We start from the raw sequence: 19,353 nt of genomic DNA on the forward strand, positions 1-19,353 counted from the left end.
GATCTCAGGACTTGGCCAGACGGTCCAGCGCCAGATTCAGTGTCAGCACGTTGACCCGAGGTTCACCCAACAGGCCGAGCTGGCGGCCTTCGGTATGGTCGTCGATAAGCCTCGCCACATCGGCTTCGCTGAGGCCGCGCAGGCGGGCGATACGCGGCGCCTGCCAGCGGGCGGCAGCGGGGCTGATGTGGGGATCGAGGCCGCTGCCCGAGGCGGTGACCAGATCCACCGGGATCGGTGCAGTGTTGGTCGGATCGGTCGCCTTGAGCGCGTCGATGCGGGCCTTGACCGCCTCTTCCAAGGCCGGGTTCAGCGGCCCCAGATTGGAGCCGCTGGAAGCGCCGGCGTTGTAGGGCACGGGGCCGGTGGCCGAGGGGCGGGACCAGAAGTGCTTCGGATCGGCGAACGGCTGACCGACCAGGGCCGAGCCGACGAGCTTGCCGTCCTGCTCGATCAGGCTGCCGTTCGCCTGGTCGGGAAACAGGCCCTGGGCGATACCGGTGACCAGCAGCGGATAGGCGACGCCAGTCAGCACGGTCATCAGGGCCAGTACGAGCAACGCGGGTTTGAGTTCCTTGAGCATGATGTCTCCTTATGCCAGGTTGAGGGCGACCAGGACGAGGTCGATGGCCTTGATGCCGATGAAGGGCACGATGAGGCCGCCCAGGCCATAGACCAGCAGGTTGCGCTGCAGGATGGCCTCGGCGCCGAGCGGACGGTACTTCACCCCTTTCAGCGCCAGCGGGATCAGCGCGACGATGATCAGCGCGTTGAAGATCACCGCCGACAGGATCGCGCTTGCGGGCGTCGCCAACCCCATGACGTTGAGCGCGTCGAGCGCCGGGTAGGTGGTAGCGAAGGCGGCCGGGATGATGGCGAAGTACTTGGCGACGTCGTTGGCGATCGAGAACGTGGTGAGCGAGCCGCGCGTCATCAGCATCTGCTTGCCGGTCTCCACCACCTCGATCAGCTTGGTCGGGTTGGAGTCGAGGTCGACCATGTTGCCGGCTTCCTTCGCGGCCTGGGTACCGGTGTTCATCGCCACGGCGACGTCGGCCTGCGCCAGCGCCGGCGCGTCGTTGGTGCCGTCGCCGGTCATCGCCACCAGCCGGCCCTCGGCCTGGTATTCGCGGATCAGCTTCAGCTTGGCCTCGGGTGTGGCTTCGGCCAGAAAGTCGTCGACCCCGGCCTCGGCCGCAATGGCGGCAGCGGTGAGGCGGTTGTCGCCGGTGATCATCACCGTCTTGATGCCCATGCGGCGCATCTCGGCGAAGCGTTCCTTGATGCCGCCCTTGACGATGTCCTTCAGCTCGACCACGCCCAGCACGCGGGCTTGGCCACCGGTGAATTCAGCCACCACCAGCGGGGTGGAGCCGCGCTTGGAGACCTGCTCGACAATGCCCTCCACCTCCGGCGGAAAGTGGCCGCCCTTTTCGGCAACGTAGGCGCGTACTGCGTCGCCCGCGCCCTTGCGGATTTCGCGGCCGTCGAGGTCGACGCCGCTCATGCGGGTCTGCGCGGTGAAGTGGACGAAATGAGCGCCCAGTTCCTGCACATCGCGGCCGCGCAAACCGAATTTCTGCTTGGCCAGCACCACGATGCTGCGGCCTTCCGGCGTTTCGTCGGCCAACGAAGACAATTGGGCGGCGTCGGCCAAATCGCGCTCGCTCACGCCGGCGGCATGCAGGAAATTGCTGGCCTGGCGGTTGCCGAGCGTAATGGTGCCGGTCTTGTCGAGCAGCAGCACGTCGACGTCGCCGGCGGCTTCCACCGCGCGGCCCGAGGTGGCTATGACGTTCTTCGCCATCATGCGGCCCATGCCGGCCACGCCGATGGCGGACAGCAGACCACCGATGGTGGTGGGGATCAAACACACCAGCAGCGCAACCAGTACGGTGACGCTGACCGGCGACCCGCTGCCAGCCGATTGCACACTGAACAGCGAGAACGGCAGCAGGGTCGCGGTGGCGAGCAGGAACACCAGGGTCAGCGCCACCAGCAGGATGGTCAGCGCGATCTCGTTCGGCGTCTTCTGGCGCTTGGCACCTTCCACCATGGCGATCATGCGGTCGAGGAAGGTCTCGCCGGGGTTGACGGCGATCTTCACCACCAGCCAGTCGGACAGCACGCGGGTGCCGCCGGTGACGGCGGAGAAATCGCCGCCCGCCTCGCGGATCACTGGCGCCGACTCGCCGGTGATGGCCGACTCGTCGACCGAGGCCACGCCTTCGATCACCTCGCCGTCGCCGGGGATGAGTTCGCCGGCGGTAACCAGCACGAAATCGCCCTTGCGCAGGTCTTCCGAATTGACCACGTGCGTGATGGCGTCGTGGCGCGGCTCCTTCAGCTTCTTGGCCAGCACGGCCTTCTTCATGCCTTTCAGCGCCGCCGCCTGGGCCTTGCCGCGGCCTTCTGCCACGGCTTCGGCAAAGTTGGCAAACAGCACGGTGAACCAGAGCCAGAGGGTGATGGCGAGGATGAAGCCGGTGGGGGCTTCACCATTTCCAGTCAGCGCCTGGATGAACAGGCCGCTGGTGAGCAGGCTGCCCAGCCAGACCACGAACATCACCGGGTTCTTCACCTGGTGGCGGGGCGACAGGCGTTTCACCGCGTCCCAGGCCGCCGCCTTGATGATGGCGGCGTCATACAGCGTTTGAGTTTTATGCATCACGAATTCCTTATTTGACCGAAATCATCTGCAGGTGCTCGACCACCGGGCCCAGCGCCAGCGCCGGGACGAAAGTGAGCGCGCCGACGACGACGACGGTACCGATCAGCAGCAGCACGAACAGCGGCGTATGGGTCGGCAGGGTGCCCGCCGAGGCCGGCACGATCTTCTTGGCGGCGAGCGCGCCGGCGATGGCGAGCACCGGGATCATCACCCAGTAGCGCGCCAGCAGCATCGCGAAGCCCAGCAGCGTGTTGTAGAAAGGCGTGTTGGCCGACAGTCCGCCAAAGGCGCTGCCGTTGTTGTTGCCAGCCGAGGACAGGGCGTAGAGAACTTCCGAGAAGCCATGCGCGCCCGGGTTGAAAATGCCCGCCCGGCCCACGTCGAGACTCACCGCGAGGGCCGCGCCAACCAGCACCACCAGCGGCGGCACCAGGATGGCGACGGCGGCCATCTTCACCTCGAAGGCCTCGATCTTCTTGCCCAGGTATTCCGGCGTGCGACCGATCATCAGACCGGCGACGAACACGCCGATCAGCGCGAACACCAACATGCCGTAGAGGCCCGAACCGACGCCGCCGTAGATCACTTCGCCGAGCTGCATCAGCCACATCGGCACCATGCCGCCGAGGGGGGTATAGGAGTCGTGCATCGAGTTCACCGAGCCGTTGGAAGCGGCGGTGGTGGCGATGGCCCACAGCGCGGAGTTGGCGATGCCGAAGCGGGTCTCCTTGCCTTCCATGTTGCCGCCGGCCTGCATGTCGGAGGCCTCAGTGACCAGCCCCAGCCGCTCGAACAGCGGGTTGCCTGACTGCTCGGCGACCGCCGTCACTCCCAGCAATGCAGTGAACACCACCGTCATGGCAGCGAGGATGGCGCCACCCTGGCGCATGTCGCCGACGAAGCGGCCGAAGGTGAAGCACAGCGCGGCAGGGATGATCAGGATCGCCAGCAGTTCCAGGAAGTTGGCGAGCGGCGTCGGGTTCTCCAGCGGATGCGCGGAGTTGACGTTGAAGAAGCCGCCGCCGTTGGTGCCGAGCTGCTTGATGGCGATCTGCGAGGCGGCCGGGCCGACGGCGATGGTCTGCTCCGCGACGGCGACCTGTTCCATCACCGGCTGGCCCTGGGCATCGACGACAGGCTCGCCGTTCGCGCCGGTCTTCGCCTGCTCGTAGCTCACCGACTCGACCAGTTGCGCCTTCTGGTAGGGCGAGAAGCTCTGCACCACGCCCTGGGTGACCAGAGCCAGCGACAGGATGATGGACAGCGGCAACAGGATGTAGAGCGTGGAACGCACCATGTCGACCCAGAAGTTGCCTACGCCGCCGGCTTCTTTGCGCGTGAAGCCGCGCATCAGGGCCACCACGACGGCCATGCCGGTTGCAGCGGAGAGGAAGTTCTGCACGCTGAGCCCCAGCATCTGGGTCAGGTAGCTCATAGTCGTCTCGCCGCCATAGCCCTGCCAGTTGGTGTTGGTGGCAAAGCTGACGGCGGTATTGAAGGACGAGTCAGGCGTGACCGCCGCCAGCCCTTCGGGATTGAGCGGCAGCCAGACCTGGAAGCGCTGCAGGGCGTAGACCGCGAGGAAGCCCATGAGGTTGAAGGCGATCATCGCGAAGGCGTAGCGGGTCCACGGCATGTCGTCGCCTGGTTTGACGCCGCAGACGCGATAGAAGAGATTTTCCACCGGCTTGAGCCAGCGGACGAAGCCCGGCAGTTCGTCGCGATAGACGCGGGCCATGTAGACGCCCAACGGCCACGCCAGGCCGATCAGGGCGATCAGATACAGGCCCAATTGCATGTAGCCATTGGCAGTCATGAAAAGTCCTCCGGATAGAACAACACGGCCAGCAGGTAGGCGAAGATGCCTACCGCGGCAACCAGGGCGATCAGGTAAAGGGTATTCATCAGCGTTTCCTCAAGCTGTCGAAGACGGACACAAGAACAGCCGTGAGGGCAAAGAAACCTACGCCCAGGGCGATGTACAGCAGATCCATGACACTTCCTTCCAGCGTGAACGGGGACACGCCGAACTATAGGTAGCTGCCGGTAAAGATGGGGCTAAGACTGGACTGGAAGGTATTAAGAAAACATAAAGCTGCGGAGATACCCCAGACAGGGTGCGCATGCGAGGTCTGACAGTTGAGCGCCTGTTCGGGGCTGTCGAGGCGTAGATGGTCGCAACGCTTTGCCGGACCAAGACCGTGGGGCGGGCCAGTACGGAAATGAGCCTGGATGTGCTCGCCTACAATCCCAGGCGCGTCATGACAATTCCTGGAACAGGTGTTCTGATGCTGGCAATGAGGGGGCGTGGGACTTAAAGCACATTAATTTGGGCCAAACAGAGGCATTCCCCACCCCATGCGCTTCTCCATCCCGCAAGCGTGCCAACCCATTTACACGAGCAATCAGCTTTCCCTGAAAAACCGGATTGCCTCGTCCAATCGGTGCACGGGGCGAATCTCCATCCCGGCGATTTTCTGCTTGGGCTGGTTGGCAGCCGGCACGATAGCCTGGGTGAAGCCGAGCTTGGCGGCTTCTTTCAATCGTTCCTGACCCCGCTGCACCGGGCGGATTTCGCCGGCCAGCCCCACTTCGCCGAACATCACCAGCTTGTCGGGCAGCGGCTGGCTGCGCAGTGACGACACGATCGCCGCCAGCACCGCGAGGTCGGCGGCGGGCTCGCTGATCTTGACGCCACCTACTGCGTTGACGAACACGTCCTGATCGAAGCAGGCGATGCCGGCGTGGCGATGCAGTACGGCGAGCAGCATGGCGAGCCGGTTCTGTTCCAGGCCCACGCTCAGGCGGCGCGGGTTGGGTGCGTGGCTGCCATCGACCAATGCCTGGATCTCGACCAGCAGCGGGCGTGTGCCCTCCTGGGTGACCAGCACGCAGGAACCGGGCACCGGTTCGCCATGACGCGAGAGAAAAATGGCCGAGGGGTTAGACACGCCCTTGAGGCCTTTTTCGGTCATCGCGAACACGCCGATTTCGTTGACTGCGCCAAAGCGGTTCTTGATCGCGCGCACCAGCCGGAAACTCGATCCGGTGTCGCCTTCGAAATACAGCACGGTGTCGACGATATGCTCGAGCACGCGCGGGCCGGCGATCGCGCCTTCCTTGGTGACGTGGCCGACCAGGATGATCGCGGTGCCGCTCTGCTTGGCGTAGCGCGTCAGCTGCGCCGCGCACTCGCGCACCTGAGCCACCGAGCCGGGCGCGGAGGTCAGCGTTTCGGAGTAGACGGTCTGGATCGAATCGATCACCGCGACTTCGGGCTTGAGATCGTCCAGGTGCGCCAGGATGGCTTCGAGGCGGATTTCCGGCAGCACCGGCAGATTCGCTTCGGGCAGGGAAAGCCGTCGCGCACGCAACGCGACCTGGCGGGCGGATTCTTCGCCGCTGACGTACAGTGCATTCATCCGCGTGGAAAGCTCGGCCAGGGCCTGCAGCAACAGAGTCGATTTGCCGATGCCGGGATCGCCGCCGATCAGCACCACCCCACCCGGCACCAGGCCGCCGCCCAGCACGCGGTCGAGCTCGCCGATGTCGGTGGCGATGCGGCTTTCTTCCGAAGCTTCGACGTCGAGCAGGCGCTGCACCTTGCTGCTCGCTGCCAGGCCGGCGAAACGCGGCTTGGTCGACTCGGCGATGGTTTCAACCAGGGTGTTCCAGGCGTTGCAGGCCGGACATTGCCCTTGCCACTTGGGCGCCTGGCCGCCGCATTCGGTGCAGGTATAGACGGTTTTGGCTTTGGCCATGTGGCCGCTTATGCCGGGAAGACGCCCGTCGACAGATAGCGGTCGCCGCGGTCGCAGACTATGGAGACGATCACCGCGTTTTCGACTTCTTTCGACAGCTTCAGGGCGGCCCACAACGCACCGCCGGACGAGATACCGGCGAAGATGCCCTCCTCGCGGGCCATCCGCCGGGTGGTTTCTTCGGCGTCGTACTGGCCGACGTAAATCATGCTGTCGACACGTTCGTAATCGCAGATGGCGGGCACGTACTCGTCCGGCCATTTGCGGATGCCGGGAATCTGCGCACCCTCGTTCGGCTGCACGCCGACGATCTGGATATCGGGGTTCTGTTCCTTGAGATAGCGCGAACAGCCCATGATGGTGCCGGTGGTGCCCATGCTGGAGACGAAATGGGTAATCTTGCCCTGGGTGTCGCGCCAGATTTCCGGGCCGGTGGTGCGGTAGTGCGCTTCCGGATTGTCGGGGTTGGAAAACTGGTCGAGGATCTTGCCGATGCCCTGCTTTTCCATCGCAATCGCCAGATCGCGCGCCCCTTCCATACCTGCCTCCTTGCTCACCAGCTGCAGCTCGGCGCCGAAGGCGCGCATGGTCTGGCGCCGTTCGATCGACAGGTGTTCGGGCATGATAAGAATCATCTTGTAGCCGCGCATCGCCGCCGCCATCGCCAGCGCGATGCCGGTGTTGCCGCTGGTCGCCTCGATCAGGGTGTCGCCGGGCTTGATGTCGCCGCGCGCCTGCGCCGCATCGATCATCGACAGGGCCGGACGATCCTTCACCGAGCCGGCCGGATTATTGCCTTCGAGCTTGGCGAGGATGATGTTGCTGGTAAGGCCCGGCATGCGCTTGAGACGCACCAGCGGCGTGTTGCCAACCGTGTCTTCGATGGATTTGTAGGGATTCGTGTCCGTCATGTCCGCATCCATTCAAGCGCGCAGCTCATTACTGCCGCCCGATCGGCAGGTAGTCGAAGCCCATGTCGCGCATGGCTTGCGGCTCGTAGAGGTTGCGTCCGTCGAAAACCAGCGGGCTCGTGAGCAGCGACTTCATGGTATCGAAGTTGGGGCTGCGGAATACTTTCCATTCGGTGACGATCAGCAGCGCATCGGCGCCCTTCAGCGCATCCATCGGACTGTCGACCAGCAGCAGGTCTGCGCGTTCGCCGTAGATGCGGCGGGTTTCCTCCATCGCCGCCGGATCGTAGGCCGATACGCTCGCACCCATCGCCCACAGCGCTTCCAGCATGCTGCGGCTGGGCGCTTCGCGCATGTCGTCGGTGTTGGGCTTGAATGCAAGCCCCCACATGGCGAAACGCTTGCCCTTGAGATCGGTACCCAGACGCGCGGTCAGCTTGTTCACCAGCACCTGCTTTTGCGCTTCGTTGGCTTCTTCCACAGCGTCGAGCACGCGCAGCGTGATGCCGTTTTCCTGGCCGGTGCGGCGCAGCGCCTGCACGTCCTTGGGGAAGCACGAACCGCCGTAGCCGCAACCGGCATACAGGAAGTGATAGCCGATGCGCGGATCGGAACCGATGCCATGGCGCACCTGCTCGATGTCGGCGCCGAGCTTTTCCGCCAGCACGGCAAGTTCGTTCATGAAGGAAATGCGCGTCGCCAGCATGGCGTTGGCGGCGTACTTGGTGAGCTCGGCGCTGCGCACGTCCATCACGGTGAGACGGTCGTGATTGCGCTGGAACGGCGCGTACAACTGGCGCAGCAAGGCGGTGGCGCGCTCGCTGTCGGTGCCAATCACGATACGGTCGGGTTTCATGAAATCGTCCACCGCCGCACCCTCTTTGAGAAACTCGGGATTGGAGGCGACGTTGAACTCGAGCGCGACGCCGCGCTTGCCCAACTCTTCCTGCAGGGCGGCCCTCACCTTGTCGGCGGTGCCGACCGGTACGGTGGATTTGTCGACGACCAGTTTGTAGCCCTGCATGTGGCGGCCGATGTTGCGAGCCGCGGCGACGACGTATTGCAGGTCGGCCGAGCCGTCTTCGTCCGGCGGCGTGCCCACTGCGATGAACTGGATTTCACCGTAGGCCACCGACTCTTCGATATCGGTGGTGAAGGACAGGCGGCCTGCCGCGACGTTGCGGCGCACCATGTCCTGCAGCCCGGGTTCGTAAATGGGAATGCCGCCGGCTTTCAACGTGTCGATCTTTTTCGCGTCGAGATCGAGGCACAACACCTCGTTTCCGACTTCTGCCAGGCAGGTTCCGGTGACCAGACCCACATACCCGGTGCCAATGACGGTAATTTTCACGCTGTCTCCCCAGACTTGTGTAACTCGAATTGTATTTGCTGCAAGGCGACCAGCGGGTCGACTGCAGCCGTAATCGGACGACCGATCACCAGATCGGTGGCGCCTGCGTTCAAGGCTTGCTGCGGCGTCATGACCCGACGCTGGTCGCCCACCTCGGCGCCGGCCGGGCGAATGCCGGGCGTCACCAGGCGGAAATGGACGCCCAGCTCGCTGCGCAGCATCGAGGCCTCCTGCGCGGAGCAGACTACGCCGTCCAGTTTGCATTGTTGTGTAAGCCGCGCCAGGCGCAACACCTGATCGGCGGGGGCTGCGGCCACGCCGACTTCGCCCAGGTCTTCGGCACTCATGCTGGTCAGCACCGTGACGGCGATCAGCAACGGCCGCGGTCCGTCTCCGAGCGCCTCGCGGGCAGCGGTCATCATGCGCGAGCCGCCCGAGGCGTGGACGTTAAGCATCCACACGCCCAGCCCGGCCGCCGCGCGGCAGGCTGCTGCGACGGTATTGGGAATGTCGTGAAACTTGAGGTCGAGAAAAACCTCATAGCCGCGCGCAACCAGCGCTCGCACGAAGTCCGGGCCGGCGACCGTGAACAGCTCCTTGCCGACTTTGAGCCGGCACAGCGCAGGGTCGAGCCGGTCCACCAGCTTCAGCGCGGATGCCGCATCGGCAAAATCCAGCGCCACAATGATTTTTGTCGAATTCACAATCTTACCTGCTGTTGAAACTTGCATGCTGAGTCTTGCATCTCAGCTTTCCCCTTCGTGCCGTTCGGGATCGAAACTGTCCCAGCGGCCGCATGCCGGGCAACGCCAGAAGAACTGCTTGGCCTTGAAACCGCAGCTGTCGCACTGGTAGCGCATCATGCGCTGGCTGTGCGCGGCCACCAGGCTTTTTTCCACCTGCAGCAATTCGCGCTCGCCCGGCTCGGCGTTCACCAGTTGCGCTTCCAGCAGGCGATCCAGCGTCCGCAGGCTGGGGTTGCGGCGCAGTTCCTCGCGTGCAAGCTGGGTTGCAGCTGCCGCACCCTCGGTTTCCGAAACCGCCAGATAGAGTGCGCTGAATACATCCTGCGAGGGTTGCCGTGCGTACAGGGCGCGCAGCCATTGCACGCCTTCCTGCAGCCGCCCCAGTTGCCGATAACTGCCCAGCACGCGCTCGACGACCAGCGCCATGTGGACCGTGCTTTGAGTCTCCACCAGACGCCAGTCCGCAATCGCGGCTTTGTGCTGTCCGGCCGCCGCGTCGAGGTCGCCTGCCATCAGGTTGGCGCGTACCGACTGGCGGTTCGTCGCCAGCGCCTGCTGCAGATGGGCTGCAGCGGCCTCGGGCTGGCCGCGGGCGGCGTCAAGCAAGGCCAGTTCGCAGTAAAAATGGGCAATGTCGGCGTTGAGCGGTTTGCTGGTGTCTTTCTCCAGCTCACGCGCCGCGTCGATGGCTTTTTGCCAGTCCTTTTCCTGCACGTAGATTTCCAGAAGATAGGTGCGGGCCAGGCCGTGCTGCGGGGTTTCCAGCAGCTTGCCGAACACCTGTTCGGCGCGATCGAGCAAGCCGGCCTTCAGATAGTCCTGACCGAGTTCGCCCTGCGCGCGCAGACGCTGCTCTTCCGCCAGTCCTTCGCGTTCCAGCAGGTTTTCGTGCATGCGGATGGCACGGTCCAGTTCGCCGCGACGGCGAAACAATGCGCCGAGCGCAAAATGCAGGTCGATAGTTTCGGGTTCGAGCTTGACGACTTCGAGAAAGGCTTCGATCGCCTTGTCGGGCTGCTCGTTGAGCAAAAAGTTCAGACCGCGGAAATACGAGTTGGGCAGTGCGCGGGATTCGGTGACCACCTGCTTGATATCGACTCGCGCGGCCAGCCAGCCCAATACGAAAAACAGGGGAAAGGCCAGCAGCCACCAGATTTCAAATTCCATTTGGTTTACACCACCGGGATATCGGGTTGCGTGATGGTGATATCCAGGTCGTTTTCCCGCCCCTTGCGGGTGGCTTCCCGCCGCAAGCGGAAAATGCTGGGCAACAAGGCCAGCACACCGGTCAGTACACCCAGCACAAACGCCAGCCCCAGCATGACGATCAGCGGGGCCTGCCAGACTTGACCCAGATAGCCGTTGAACTGGATGCTGTGGCTGTTTTTCAAGGCAAAACCCAATACCAGCAGGAATACGAGCAGTTTGAGCGCCAGCCCCAGATATCGGGTGATGTTTTTCATGGATGGTTGCGTATCGGTCGTGCCCGCCATTCTACCTTTCCGGCCGGGCTTCAAAAAGAACGCGCCAAAAGAAAACGGCGCTTGCGCGCCGTTTTCATTTGCCTGATTTGATTGCATCCGCTGACCTGAACGCAACATCGCGTATCAAAGTGGAAAATCCACCCTGTCACGCAGCTCCTTGCCCGCCTTGAAGTGCGGCACGTACTTGGCCGGAACCTGTACGCGCTCGCCCGATTTGGGGTTGCGACCGAGACGCGCGGGCCGGAAGCTCAGGCTGAAGCTGCCAAAGCCACGGATTTCAATACGCTCGCCGCGCGACAGGTTTTTCGCCAGCGCGTCGAGGATCGTTTTCACCGCCATCTCGATATCCGCAACCGAAAACTGCGAATGCCGCGCCGCCAGTTGAGCAATCAACTCGGACTTGGTCATGGATTACTCGGCGTTCTTGTTTTCGAGTTTGGCTTTCAGCAGCGCGCCGAGGTTGGTTGAACCCGTGGCGGCGGCCGAAGTGTCAGCTGCCATTTTCTTCATGGCCGACTCCTGCTCGGTCATGTCCTTGGCCTTGATCGACAGATTGATCACGCGGTTCTTGCGGTCAACGTTGATGATCATGGCTTCGATTTCGTCGCCTTCCTTGTAGTGGGTACGCATGTCTTCGACACGGTCACGCGAAACTTCGGATGCGCGCAGATAGCCTTCCATGTCGCTGTCCAGCTGCACGGTGGCGCCCTTGGCTTCGACGGTCTTGATGGTGCCCTTGACGATGCTGCCCTTCTCGTTGCCGGAAGCGAAGCTGGTCAGCGGATCGCCTTCGATCTGCTTGATGCCCAGCGAAATGCGCTCGCGCTCGAGGTCGATGCCAAGCACCACGGCTTCCACTTCCTGGCCCTTGCGGAAATTCTGCACGGCTTCTTCGCCCGGAACATTCCACGACAGGTCGGACAGGTGAACCAGGCCGTCGATGCCGCCAGCCAGGCCGATGAACACGCCAAAGTCGGTGATCGACTTGATCGCGCCGCTGACCTTGTCGCCCTTCTTGAAGTTCATCGAGAAGTCTTCCCACGGGTTCGACTTGCACTGCTTCATGCCCAGCGAGATGCGGCGCTTGTCTTCGTCGATGTCGAGCACCATGACTTCGACTTCGTCGCCCAGCTGCACGATCTTGGAGGGGCTGACGTTCTTGTTGGTCCAGTCCATTTCGGAGACGTGCACCAGGCCTTCGATGCCGGCTTCGATCTCGACGAATGCGCCGTAGTCGGTGAGGTTGGCCACTTTGCCGAACATGCGGGTGCCTTGCGGATAGCGGCGTGCGATGCCGACCCACGGATCGTCGCCCAGCTGCTTGATGCCGAGCGAGACGCGGTTCTTCTCGGTGTCGTAGCGCAGAATCTTGGCTTCGAGTTCCTGGCCGACGTGCACGACTTCGGACGGGTGCTTGACGCGGCGCCAGGCCATGTCGGTGATGTGCAGCAGGCCGTCGATGCCGCCCAGATCCACGAACGCGCCGTAGTCGGTGATGTTCTTGACCACGCCCTTGACGATGGAGCCTTCTTTCAGGTTCTCCATCATCGCTTCGCGGTCGGCACCCATGGTCTCTTCCAGCACGGCACGACGCGACACCACGACGTTGTTGCGCTTGCGGTCGAGCTTGATGACCTTGAATTCCATTTCCTTGTATTCGAACGGCGTGGTGTCCTTGACCGGACGCATGTCCACCAGCGAACCCGGCAGGAAGGCGCGCAGGCCGCCCACCAGTACCGTCAGACCGCCCTTGACCTTGCCCTGCACCATGCCGGTGACGATACGGCCTTCGTTCATGGCCACTTCCAGATCCAGCCAGGCTGCCAGTTTCTTGGCGCGCTCGCGCGACAGCTTGGTGGCGCCGAAACCGTCTTCGATCGACTCGATTGCAACGGCCACGAAATCGCCAACTTTGGCTTCGATCTCGCCGAGGTCGTTCTTGAACTCTTCGATTGGGATCAGGCTCTCGGATTTGAGGCCGGCGTTCACCGTCACAAAGTTGCCGTCGATGCCGACGATTTCAGCGGTGATGACTTCACCCTGGCGCATTTCCTGATGGACGAGGGACTCCTCGAACATCGCGGCAAAATTGTCCATGGAATCCAGGTTGGTAGAAGCGGTAGCAGTAGACATTAAAAACCTTCTTGGTCCGTCGGTGAGGACGGGGTTAGTTGCACATCGCCAGCCTGCGGGCGCAGGACTGACACGGGAAAAACTCACTTACAGCTTGTTTCGCGCCTCATGAAGCCTTCGCCTTACATGAAGCATGGTGGTCCAGAACGGCCTGTACGGCCGATTCGACATCCATCGAGGTGGTATCGAGAAACAGCGCATCCGGCGCCGGCTTCAGGGGAGCCACCAAACGGGCAGTGTCACGCGCATCTCGCGCCTGCATGTCCGCAACAAGGGCCGTTAGACTAGCAGAGTTACCCTTGCCGATCAACTGCTTATATCGCCTTTCGGCACGCGCCTCGGCGCTGGCGGTGAGGAAAACCTTGGTCACCGCATCGGGGAAGATCACCGTGCCCATGTCGCGTCCGTCCGCCACCAGGCCGGGCGCCTGCCGGTAGGCGCGCTGGCGGTCGAGCAGCGCCGCGCGCACGGCGGGCAGCGCGGCCACTTTCGATGCACCCTCGCCGATCGCTTCGGTGCGGATCGCATCGCTGACGTCCTCGTCTGCCAGCCAGATCGCGCCGTCACGAAACGTCGCGGGCAAATCGGCGGCCAGCTCGGCAACGCGACCCTTGTCATCCAGCGCCACCCCCTGCTTGACCGCCGACAGCGCGGTCAGCCGGTACAGCGCGCCGCTGTCGAGGAAATGAAAGCCGAGCGCCTTGGCCACGCGCTCGGCCACGGTGCCCTTGCCGGATGCGGAGGGACCGTCGATGGTGATGACCGGGATGCTCATTGCGCCACCTCCGCATAGATTTTGAAAAAGGTCGGAAAGGTCTTGTTCACGCACGCCGGATCGTTGATGCGGATCGGCACGCCACCAAGCGTCACCAGCGACAGGCACATCGCCATGCGGTGGTCGTCGTAGGTGTCGATGACGGCATCAGGGATCAGCTTGGCAGGCGGCGTGATGCGGATGTAATCCGTCCCCTCCTCCACGCTTGCGCCGACCTTGCGCAGCTCGGTCGCCATGGCGGCAATGCGGTCAGTTTCCTTGACCCGCCAGCTGGCGATGTTGGTCAGCGTGGTTGCGCCGTCGGCGAACAGCGCCGCCACCGCCAGCGTCATCGCTGCGTCGGGGATGTGGTTGCAGTCCAGCTCGATGGCCACAAGGCGGCCGCTTGCAGGTGCGCGCGCCTCGATCCAGTTCGGCCCCATCTCGATCTGCGCGCCCATCAGCGCCAGCGCCTCGGCAAAACGCACGTCGCCCTGCACGCTGTCCCGACCCACGCCTTCCACCCGCACCGGCCCGCCGCCAATGGCGCCGGCGGCCAGAAAATACGAGGCGGAAGACGCATCGCCCTCGACCCAGATTTCGTCCGGACTCTGGTAGCGCGCCTGCGCCGGAATCGTAAAGCGCTGCCAGCCGTCCTGCTCGATCGCGACGCCGAAACGGCGCAGCATCGCCAGCGTGATGCCGATATACGGCTTGGAAATCAGCTCGCCGACCACCTCGATACTGGTGCGCCGCTGCCGCAACGGCAGGGCCATCATCAGGCCGGTCAGAAACTGGCTCGACACATTGCCGCGCACCTGGGTGGTGTCGCCTGCCAGTTCGGCAGGATGAATGGCCAACGGGGGAAAGCCTTCCTGCCCCAGATAATCGATGCGCGCGCCGAGCAGGCGCAAGGCCTCGACCAGATCGCCAATCGGCCGCTCGTGCATCCGTTCGACCCCTTTCAGCACATACTCGCCGCCCGCCAGAGCGCAGGCCGCCGTCAGCGAACGGAATGCCGTACCGGCATTGCCGAGGAAGAGTTCGGCCTGCTTGACCGGGAACGCACCGCCCACGCCGGTAATGGCGTAGTCGTCGGAGTCGCTGCCATCCAGATTCTTCTGGCGCGCTACGCCCACGCCAAGCGCGCGCAAGGCATCGAGCATCACCCGGGTGTCGTCCGAATCGAGTAGTGCGCGTACCGTTGTCGTTCCGGCCGCCAGCGCGGCCAGCAGCAACACGCGGTTGGAAATGCTTTTGGAGCCCGGCAGGCGCACGCTGCCCTGTGCGGTGGATCGAGCGGGTAAATCGAGAAAGTCCATCAAACGTCCTGTGAATTCATCCAGTTTTCGCGTGCGGTTCGCGCACGTGAAAACATGTTCAGCAAAGCGGCACTATCTTCCGTCGATACGGCGGCACGCAAGGTTTGCAGTGCAAGCAGATAGGCATCGAGTTCAGCCAGCAGGGGCGTCTTGTTCGCCAGCGCAATGTCGCGCCACATCTCGGGGCTGCTGCCGGCGATGCGGGTGAAATCGCGAAAACCGCTGGCGGCCAGACGGAAATAGGTATCGCCGTCGGCGCGTTGCGCCAGTTCATCGACCAGTGCGAACGCCGCCAGATGCGGCAGGTGGCTCACCGCGGCGAAGACCCGGTCATGCTGGGCGGCATCGAGCGTTTCGACCTGCGCGCCAGTCGCCTGCCACAGCGCCTTGACGGTTTCGAGCGCAGCGGCGCGTGTTTCGTCCAGCGGCGTCAGCACGATTTTCTTGCCGCGATACAAGTCGGCACGCGCCGCATCCGGCCCGCTCTGTTCGGAGCCAGCAATCGGGTGACCGGGGACGAAATCTGCAACGCGCACGCCGAGCACCGCACGCGCAGCGTCCACCACATTGAGCTTGGTGCTGCCGGCATCGGTGACGATCGCACCGGGTTTCAGGTGCGGTGCCAGTTGCCGCAACACCGCTTCGGTTTCGCCCACCGGCAGCGCCAGCAGAATGCAGTCGGCCTGCCCGGCTTCCGCCCAGTCGACCGCACGGTCGATCAACCCGCATTGCTGGGCGCGAGCCAGGCGGTCAGGATTGCGGCCAACGCCCAGCACCTGCCGCACCGCACCCGCCTGTTTCAGCGCCAATGCAAACGAGCCGCCGATCAGGCCGGTGCCGACAAGGGCGAGCGTATCGACGATCACAGGCAGGCTTTCAGGGCATCGAGGAAGCGGGCATTTTGCCCCGCCAGCCCGACCGACACACGCAGGAATTCGGGCAAGCCGTAATTGGCCACCGGACGCACGATCACGCCGCGCTTGAGCAGTTCGGTATTGATGCGCGCCGCGTCGCCGACCCGGGCCAGCAGGAAGTTGCCCCGGGACGGCACGCCCTCGACGCCAAGGGCGCTCAGGCCCGCAGCCAGTTGCGCCATGCCGGCCGCATTCAGCGCATAGCTGCGCGCCAGAAAATCGGCGTCATCCAAGGCCGCTTCTGCCGCAGCGAGCGCGGGCGCATTGACGTTGAACGGATGGCGCACCCGGTTCAGCAAATCGATGACGGCCGCATTGCCGAGGCCATAACCGACGCGCAGCCCGGCCAGGCCATAGGCCTTGGAGAAAGTCCGCACGATCAGCAGATTGGGAAAGCACGCCAGCCAGGCCGCGGTGTCACAACGTTCGGCGGCCGGCAGAAATTCGCCATAGGCTTCATCCAGCACCACCAGCACCTGCGGTGGCACGGTTTCGAGAAAGGCTTCGACCTCGGCCCAGGGCAGAAAGGTGCCGGTCGGGTTGTTGGGGTTGGCGATCCACAGCACGCGGGTGTCGGCGCGAATGGCGGCCCCCATTGCAGCCAGATCGTGGCCGTAGTTCTTGGCCGCTACCGCAATGCCCTGCGCGCCGGCGGTTTGCGTGGCGATGGGATAGACAGCGAAGGCGTGCTGGGCAAACACAGACGAGGTTCCCGGAGCCAGGAACGCTCGCGCCGCCATGTCCAGCACGTCATTCGAGCCGTTGCCCAGCACGATCTGGCTGGCGGCAACGCCACACTTGCCAGCCAGCTTGGCTTTGAGGGCGAAGCCGGCACCGTCGGGATACAGCGCCATGTCGTACAGGGCATCCTGTGCGGCTGCCAGTGCCAGCGGACTGGGGCCGAGCGGGTTTTCGTTCGAGGCCAGTTTGACGATATCGGCTTCGGCCAGGCCCAGTTCACGCGCCAGTTCGGAGATGGGCTTGCCGGGTAAATACGGCGCGATGGCGCGCACATGCGCCGGCGTTAAATCGCAGCAATTCATGACAGCGCAGCAGGATAGGAACCGAGAATTTTGAGGAAGGCGGCGCGCGCTTCGATCTCAGCCAGCACAGTGGCGAGTTGGGGATCCTGGCGATGGCTTTCGCACACGATGAAAAACAGGTATTCCCAGTTGCTCGAGCGTGCTGGGCGCGATTCGAGCTTGCTCATGGAAATGCCGGCTTCGGCCAGCGGTTGCAGCAACTTGACCACTGCGCCAGGCTGATTGCGCACGCCCACCACCAGCGAAGTCTTGTCGCGCCCGGACGGCGCGGCATCGGTGACTCCAAGAACCAGAAAACGCGTGGTGTTGCTGGCTTCGTCCTCGACCCGCGCCGCCACCACGGCCAAGCCATAGATTTCCGCAGCCGCTTCGCTGCCCAGCGTCGCGGCATCCGGCTCGGCCGCTGCGCGCCGCGCGCCATCGCTGTTGCTGACGACGCTGATGCGTTCGGCCTTGGGCAGATGGCGCGTCAACCACTGCTGGCACTGGGCGAGCGACTGGGCATGGCCGTAGACGCGCTGGATGCCGTCGAGGCCGGCCGGATTGGCCGCGGATTCCGCGCGCATCAGCATCTGGTGGATCGGCAGCATCACTTCGCCGCAGATTTTGAGCGGGCTGGAAACAATGAGATCCAGCGTGCGCGAAATCGCGCCTTCGGTCGAGTTCTCCACCGGCACCACGGCGAAATCGGCGCGCCCGGTTTCCACCGCGTGAAAACATGCGTCGATGCTGGCCTCGGCCAGCGCATCGACTTCATGGCCGAACTGTTTGTGCACCGCCTGCTGGGTGAAGGTGCCGGCCGGCCCGAGGTAGGCGACCCGGGTGGTTTGCTCGAGCGCGCGGCAGGCCGACATGATTTCGCGGATCAGGCGCTCGATGGTGTCGCCCGACAGCGGGCCGGGGTTGGCCGCGCGCAGGCGCTGGACGATCTGCGCTTCGCGCTCGGGCCGGTAGATGATTTCGCCCTTCTTGGCGCGCCCCACCTGCTGCGCAATGCCGGCGCGTTCCGACAGCAGTTTCAGGATGGCGTCGTCGATGCCATCGATGCGCGCGCGCAGCGTGATCAGGTCTTCGGGCTGTTCGTTCATGCAGGCAGATTCCGCACAGCGAGCACGCCGGCAATCGCTGAAAGTTGCTGCAACACGGCGTCGGTGGCGGCGCTGTCGATATCGACCAGGGTGTAGGCCATGTCGCCCCTGGATTTGTTGAGCATGTTGTGGATGTTGATGCCGGCGCCAGCGAGCACCGCCGAAATCTGTCCCACCATATTCGGCACGTTGGCATTGGCAATGGCTATGCGGAAAGCCGACTCGCGCGCCATGGCGACGTTGGGAAAATTCACCGCATTCAAGATGTTGCCATTTTCCAGATAGTCGGCGAGCTGCTCGGCAACCATCACCGCGCAGTTCTCCTCCGCTTCTTCGGTACTGGCGCCGAGATGCGGCAGCGCAACCACCCTGGCGTGGCCCTTCAAGGCGTTGGCGGGAAAGTCGCACATGTAGGCATGCAACTTGCCGGCGTCTAGCGCCTCGATCGCGGCGAGGTTGTCGACCACGCCTTCGCGCGCGAAATTCAGCAGCACTGCACCGGGGCGCATCACGCCGATGCGCTGGGCGTTGATGAGGTTGCGGGTGGCGTCGAGCAGGGGCACATGCAGGCTGACGTAATCCGCCATGCGCAGCACATCCTCGACGTTCTCGGCGCGCCGAACCTGCGAGGGCAGGCGCCACGCCGCGTCCACCGTGATCGCCGGATCGAAGCCGACCACGTTCATGCCCAGCTTGATCGCGGCTTCCGCGACGTAGGAGCCGATGGCGCCGAGGCCGATCACGCCCAGAGTGCGGCCCGGCAGTTCGCTGCCGGCAAAGGCTTTCTTGCCGGCCTCGGTCGCCTTGTGCATGTCTTCGTCCGTACCGGCCAGGCCTTCGACAAAACGAATCGCCGGCACGATGTTGCGCGCGGCCATCAGCATTCCGGCGATGACCAGTTCCTTCACCGCATTGGCGTTTGCGCCCGGCGCGTTGAACACCGGCACGCCGCGTTCGGACAGCTTCTTGACGGGGATATTGTTGGTTCCGGCGCCGGCGCGGGCGATAGCCTGCACCGACGACGGAATCTCCATCTCGTGCATGTTGGCCGAGCGCACCAGAATGCCGTCCGCATCGACCACATCGCCGCCCACGGTGTAATGCGCCGGCAAGCGGGCCAGTCCTTTGGCAGAAATGGCGTTGAGGGTCAGGATCTTGCGCGCTTGGACCATGTT

Annotated in this window: 18 protein-coding genes; all 18 read right to left on the reverse strand. The window is 63.8% G+C overall.

The features are described from left to right. Nucleotides 1-4: 4 nt before the first annotated feature. Complete coding sequence (gene kdpC, locus IV098_RS10610; RefSeq protein WP_296888918.1) at nucleotides 5-583, reverse strand: potassium-transporting ATPase subunit KdpC; 579 nt, start codon at nucleotides 581-583, stop codon at nucleotides 5-7. Between the two features lie 9 nt (nucleotides 584-592). After that, nucleotides 593-2,668, reverse strand: coding sequence for a potassium-transporting ATPase subunit KdpB (kdpB, locus tag IV098_RS10615; RefSeq protein ID WP_296888920.1), 2,076 nt, complete (start codon nucleotides 2,666-2,668; stop codon nucleotides 593-595). 10 nt (nucleotides 2,669-2,678) lie between these two features. Next, complete coding sequence (gene kdpA, locus IV098_RS10620; RefSeq protein WP_296888922.1) at nucleotides 2,679-4,487, reverse strand: potassium-transporting ATPase subunit KdpA; 1,809 nt, start codon at nucleotides 4,485-4,487, stop codon at nucleotides 2,679-2,681. Then, complete coding sequence (locus IV098_RS10625) at nucleotides 4,484-4,576, reverse strand: potassium-transporting ATPase subunit F (protein WP_296888925.1); 93 nt, start codon at nucleotides 4,574-4,576, stop codon at nucleotides 4,484-4,486. Before IV098_RS10625 ends, kdpA begins: the two co-directional genes overlap by 4 nt. A gap of 500 nt (nucleotides 4,577-5,076) precedes the next feature. After that, complete coding sequence (radA, locus tag IV098_RS10630; RefSeq protein WP_296888927.1) at nucleotides 5,077-6,432, reverse strand: DNA repair protein RadA; 1,356 nt, start codon at nucleotides 6,430-6,432, stop codon at nucleotides 5,077-5,079. A gap of 8 nt (nucleotides 6,433-6,440) precedes the next feature. Then, nucleotides 6,441-7,343, reverse strand: coding sequence for a cysteine synthase CysM (gene cysM, locus IV098_RS10635; protein ID WP_296888929.1), 903 nt, complete (start codon nucleotides 7,341-7,343; stop codon nucleotides 6,441-6,443). A 28-nt stretch (nucleotides 7,344-7,371) separates the two neighbouring features. Then, nucleotides 7,372-8,694 (reverse strand): UDP-glucose/GDP-mannose dehydrogenase family protein, encoded by a 1,323-nt coding sequence (locus IV098_RS10640; RefSeq protein WP_296888931.1) that lies wholly within the window; start codon nucleotides 8,692-8,694, stop codon nucleotides 7,372-7,374. Continuing rightward, complete coding sequence (gene pyrF, locus IV098_RS10645) at nucleotides 8,691-9,398, reverse strand: orotidine-5'-phosphate decarboxylase (RefSeq protein ID WP_296888932.1); 708 nt, start codon at nucleotides 9,396-9,398, stop codon at nucleotides 8,691-8,693. The genes IV098_RS10640 and pyrF overlap by 4 nt, the downstream gene beginning before the upstream one ends. Nucleotides 9,399-9,440: 42 nt before the next feature. Next, nucleotides 9,441-10,607: a lipopolysaccharide assembly protein LapB gene (gene lapB, locus IV098_RS10650; protein ID WP_296888933.1), complete on the reverse strand. Its 1,167-nt coding sequence runs from the start codon at nucleotides 10,605-10,607 to the stop codon at nucleotides 9,441-9,443. 5 nt (nucleotides 10,608-10,612) lie between these two features. Next, nucleotides 10,613-10,903: a lipopolysaccharide assembly LapA domain-containing protein gene (locus IV098_RS10655; protein ID WP_296888934.1), complete on the reverse strand. Its 291-nt coding sequence runs from the start codon at nucleotides 10,901-10,903 to the stop codon at nucleotides 10,613-10,615. Between the two features lie 144 nt (nucleotides 10,904-11,047). Then, nucleotides 11,048-11,332 (reverse strand): integration host factor subunit beta, encoded by a 285-nt coding sequence (locus IV098_RS10660; protein WP_059757474.1) that lies wholly within the window; start codon nucleotides 11,330-11,332, stop codon nucleotides 11,048-11,050. A 3-nt stretch (nucleotides 11,333-11,335) separates the two neighbouring features. Next, complete coding sequence (gene rpsA, locus IV098_RS10665; RefSeq protein ID WP_296888935.1) at nucleotides 11,336-13,057, reverse strand: 30S ribosomal protein S1; 1,722 nt, start codon at nucleotides 13,055-13,057, stop codon at nucleotides 11,336-11,338. A gap of 106 nt (nucleotides 13,058-13,163) precedes the next feature. Further along, nucleotides 13,164-13,832, reverse strand: a complete 669-nt coding sequence (gene cmk, locus IV098_RS10670) for a (d)CMP kinase (RefSeq protein WP_296888937.1) — start codon at nucleotides 13,830-13,832, stop codon at nucleotides 13,164-13,166. Beyond that, complete coding sequence (gene aroA, locus IV098_RS10675) at nucleotides 13,829-15,133, reverse strand: 3-phosphoshikimate 1-carboxyvinyltransferase (protein ID WP_296888938.1); 1,305 nt, start codon at nucleotides 15,131-15,133, stop codon at nucleotides 13,829-13,831. Before aroA ends, cmk begins: the two co-directional genes overlap by 4 nt. After that, nucleotides 15,133-15,999 carry a prephenate dehydrogenase/arogenate dehydrogenase family protein gene (locus IV098_RS10680; protein ID WP_296888939.1) on the reverse strand — a complete coding sequence of 289 codons (867 nt, stop codon included), beginning with the start codon at nucleotides 15,997-15,999 and terminating at the stop codon, nucleotides 15,133-15,135. Before IV098_RS10680 ends, aroA begins: the two co-directional genes overlap by 1 nt. Then, entirely contained in the window at nucleotides 15,996-17,090 is a 1,095-nt protein-coding gene (gene hisC / locus IV098_RS10685; RefSeq protein WP_296888940.1) for a histidinol-phosphate transaminase, read from the reverse strand. The genes IV098_RS10680 and hisC overlap by 4 nt, the downstream gene beginning before the upstream one ends. Beyond that, nucleotides 17,087-18,178 (reverse strand): prephenate dehydratase, encoded by a 1,092-nt coding sequence (pheA, locus tag IV098_RS10690; protein ID WP_296888941.1) that lies wholly within the window; start codon nucleotides 18,176-18,178, stop codon nucleotides 17,087-17,089. Before pheA ends, hisC begins: the two co-directional genes overlap by 4 nt. Further along, the gene (locus IV098_RS10695; protein ID WP_296888943.1) at nucleotides 18,175-19,350 is read right to left on the reverse strand and encodes a phosphoglycerate dehydrogenase; all 1,176 of its coding nucleotides are present in this window, start codon (nucleotides 19,348-19,350) and stop codon (nucleotides 18,175-18,177) included. The genes pheA and IV098_RS10695 overlap by 4 nt, the downstream gene beginning before the upstream one ends. Between the last annotated feature and the right edge of the window lie 3 nt (nucleotides 19,351-19,353).

Origin of the sequence: Thiobacillus sp. (assembly GCF_018780105.1) — a bacterium.
Taxonomy (GTDB): domain Bacteria; phylum Pseudomonadota; class Gammaproteobacteria; order Burkholderiales; family Thiobacillaceae; genus Thiobacillus.

Excerpts from the sequence above, each read along its gene's own strand:
- kdpC (WP_296888918.1), bottom strand. The coding sequence starts at position 583 with ATGCTCAAGGAACTCAAACCCGCGTTGCTCGTACTGGCCCTGATGACC.
- kdpB (WP_296888920.1), bottom strand. The coding sequence starts at position 2,668 with ATGCATAAAACTCAAACGCTGTATGACGCCGCCATCATCAAGGCGGCG.
- kdpA (WP_296888922.1), bottom strand. The coding sequence starts at position 4,487 with ATGACTGCCAATGGCTACATGCAATTGGGCCTGTATCTGATCGCCCTG.
- IV098_RS10625 (WP_296888925.1), bottom strand. The coding sequence starts at position 4,576 with ATGAATACCCTTTACCTGATCGCCCTGGTTGCCGCGGTAGGCATCTTC.
- radA (WP_296888927.1), bottom strand. The coding sequence starts at position 6,432 with ATGGCCAAAGCCAAAACCGTCTATACCTGCACCGAATGCGGCGGCCAG.
- cysM (WP_296888929.1), bottom strand. The coding sequence starts at position 7,343 with ATGACGGACACGAATCCCTACAAATCCATCGAAGACACGGTTGGCAAC.
- lapB (WP_296888933.1), bottom strand. The coding sequence starts at position 10,607 with ATGGAATTTGAAATCTGGTGGCTGCTGGCCTTTCCCCTGTTTTTCGTA.
- IV098_RS10655 (WP_296888934.1), bottom strand. The coding sequence starts at position 10,903 with ATGAAAAACATCACCCGATATCTGGGGCTGGCGCTCAAACTGCTCGTA.
- IV098_RS10660 (WP_059757474.1), bottom strand. The coding sequence starts at position 11,332 with ATGACCAAGTCCGAGTTGATTGCTCAACTGGCGGCGCGGCATTCGCAG.
- rpsA (WP_296888935.1), bottom strand. The coding sequence starts at position 13,057 with ATGTCTACTGCTACCGCTTCTACCAACCTGGATTCCATGGACAATTTT.
- cmk (WP_296888937.1), bottom strand. The coding sequence starts at position 13,832 with ATGAGCATCCCGGTCATCACCATCGACGGTCCCTCCGCATCCGGCAAG.
- aroA (WP_296888938.1), bottom strand. The coding sequence starts at position 15,133 with ATGGACTTTCTCGATTTACCCGCTCGATCCACCGCACAGGGCAGCGTG.
- hisC (WP_296888940.1), bottom strand. The coding sequence starts at position 17,090 with ATGAATTGCTGCGATTTAACGCCGGCGCATGTGCGCGCCATCGCGCCG.
- pheA (WP_296888941.1), bottom strand. The coding sequence starts at position 18,178 with ATGAACGAACAGCCCGAAGACCTGATCACGCTGCGCGCGCGCATCGAT.
- IV098_RS10695 (WP_296888943.1), bottom strand. The coding sequence starts at position 19,350 with ATGGTCCAAGCGCGCAAGATCCTGACCCTCAACGCCATTTCTGCCAAA.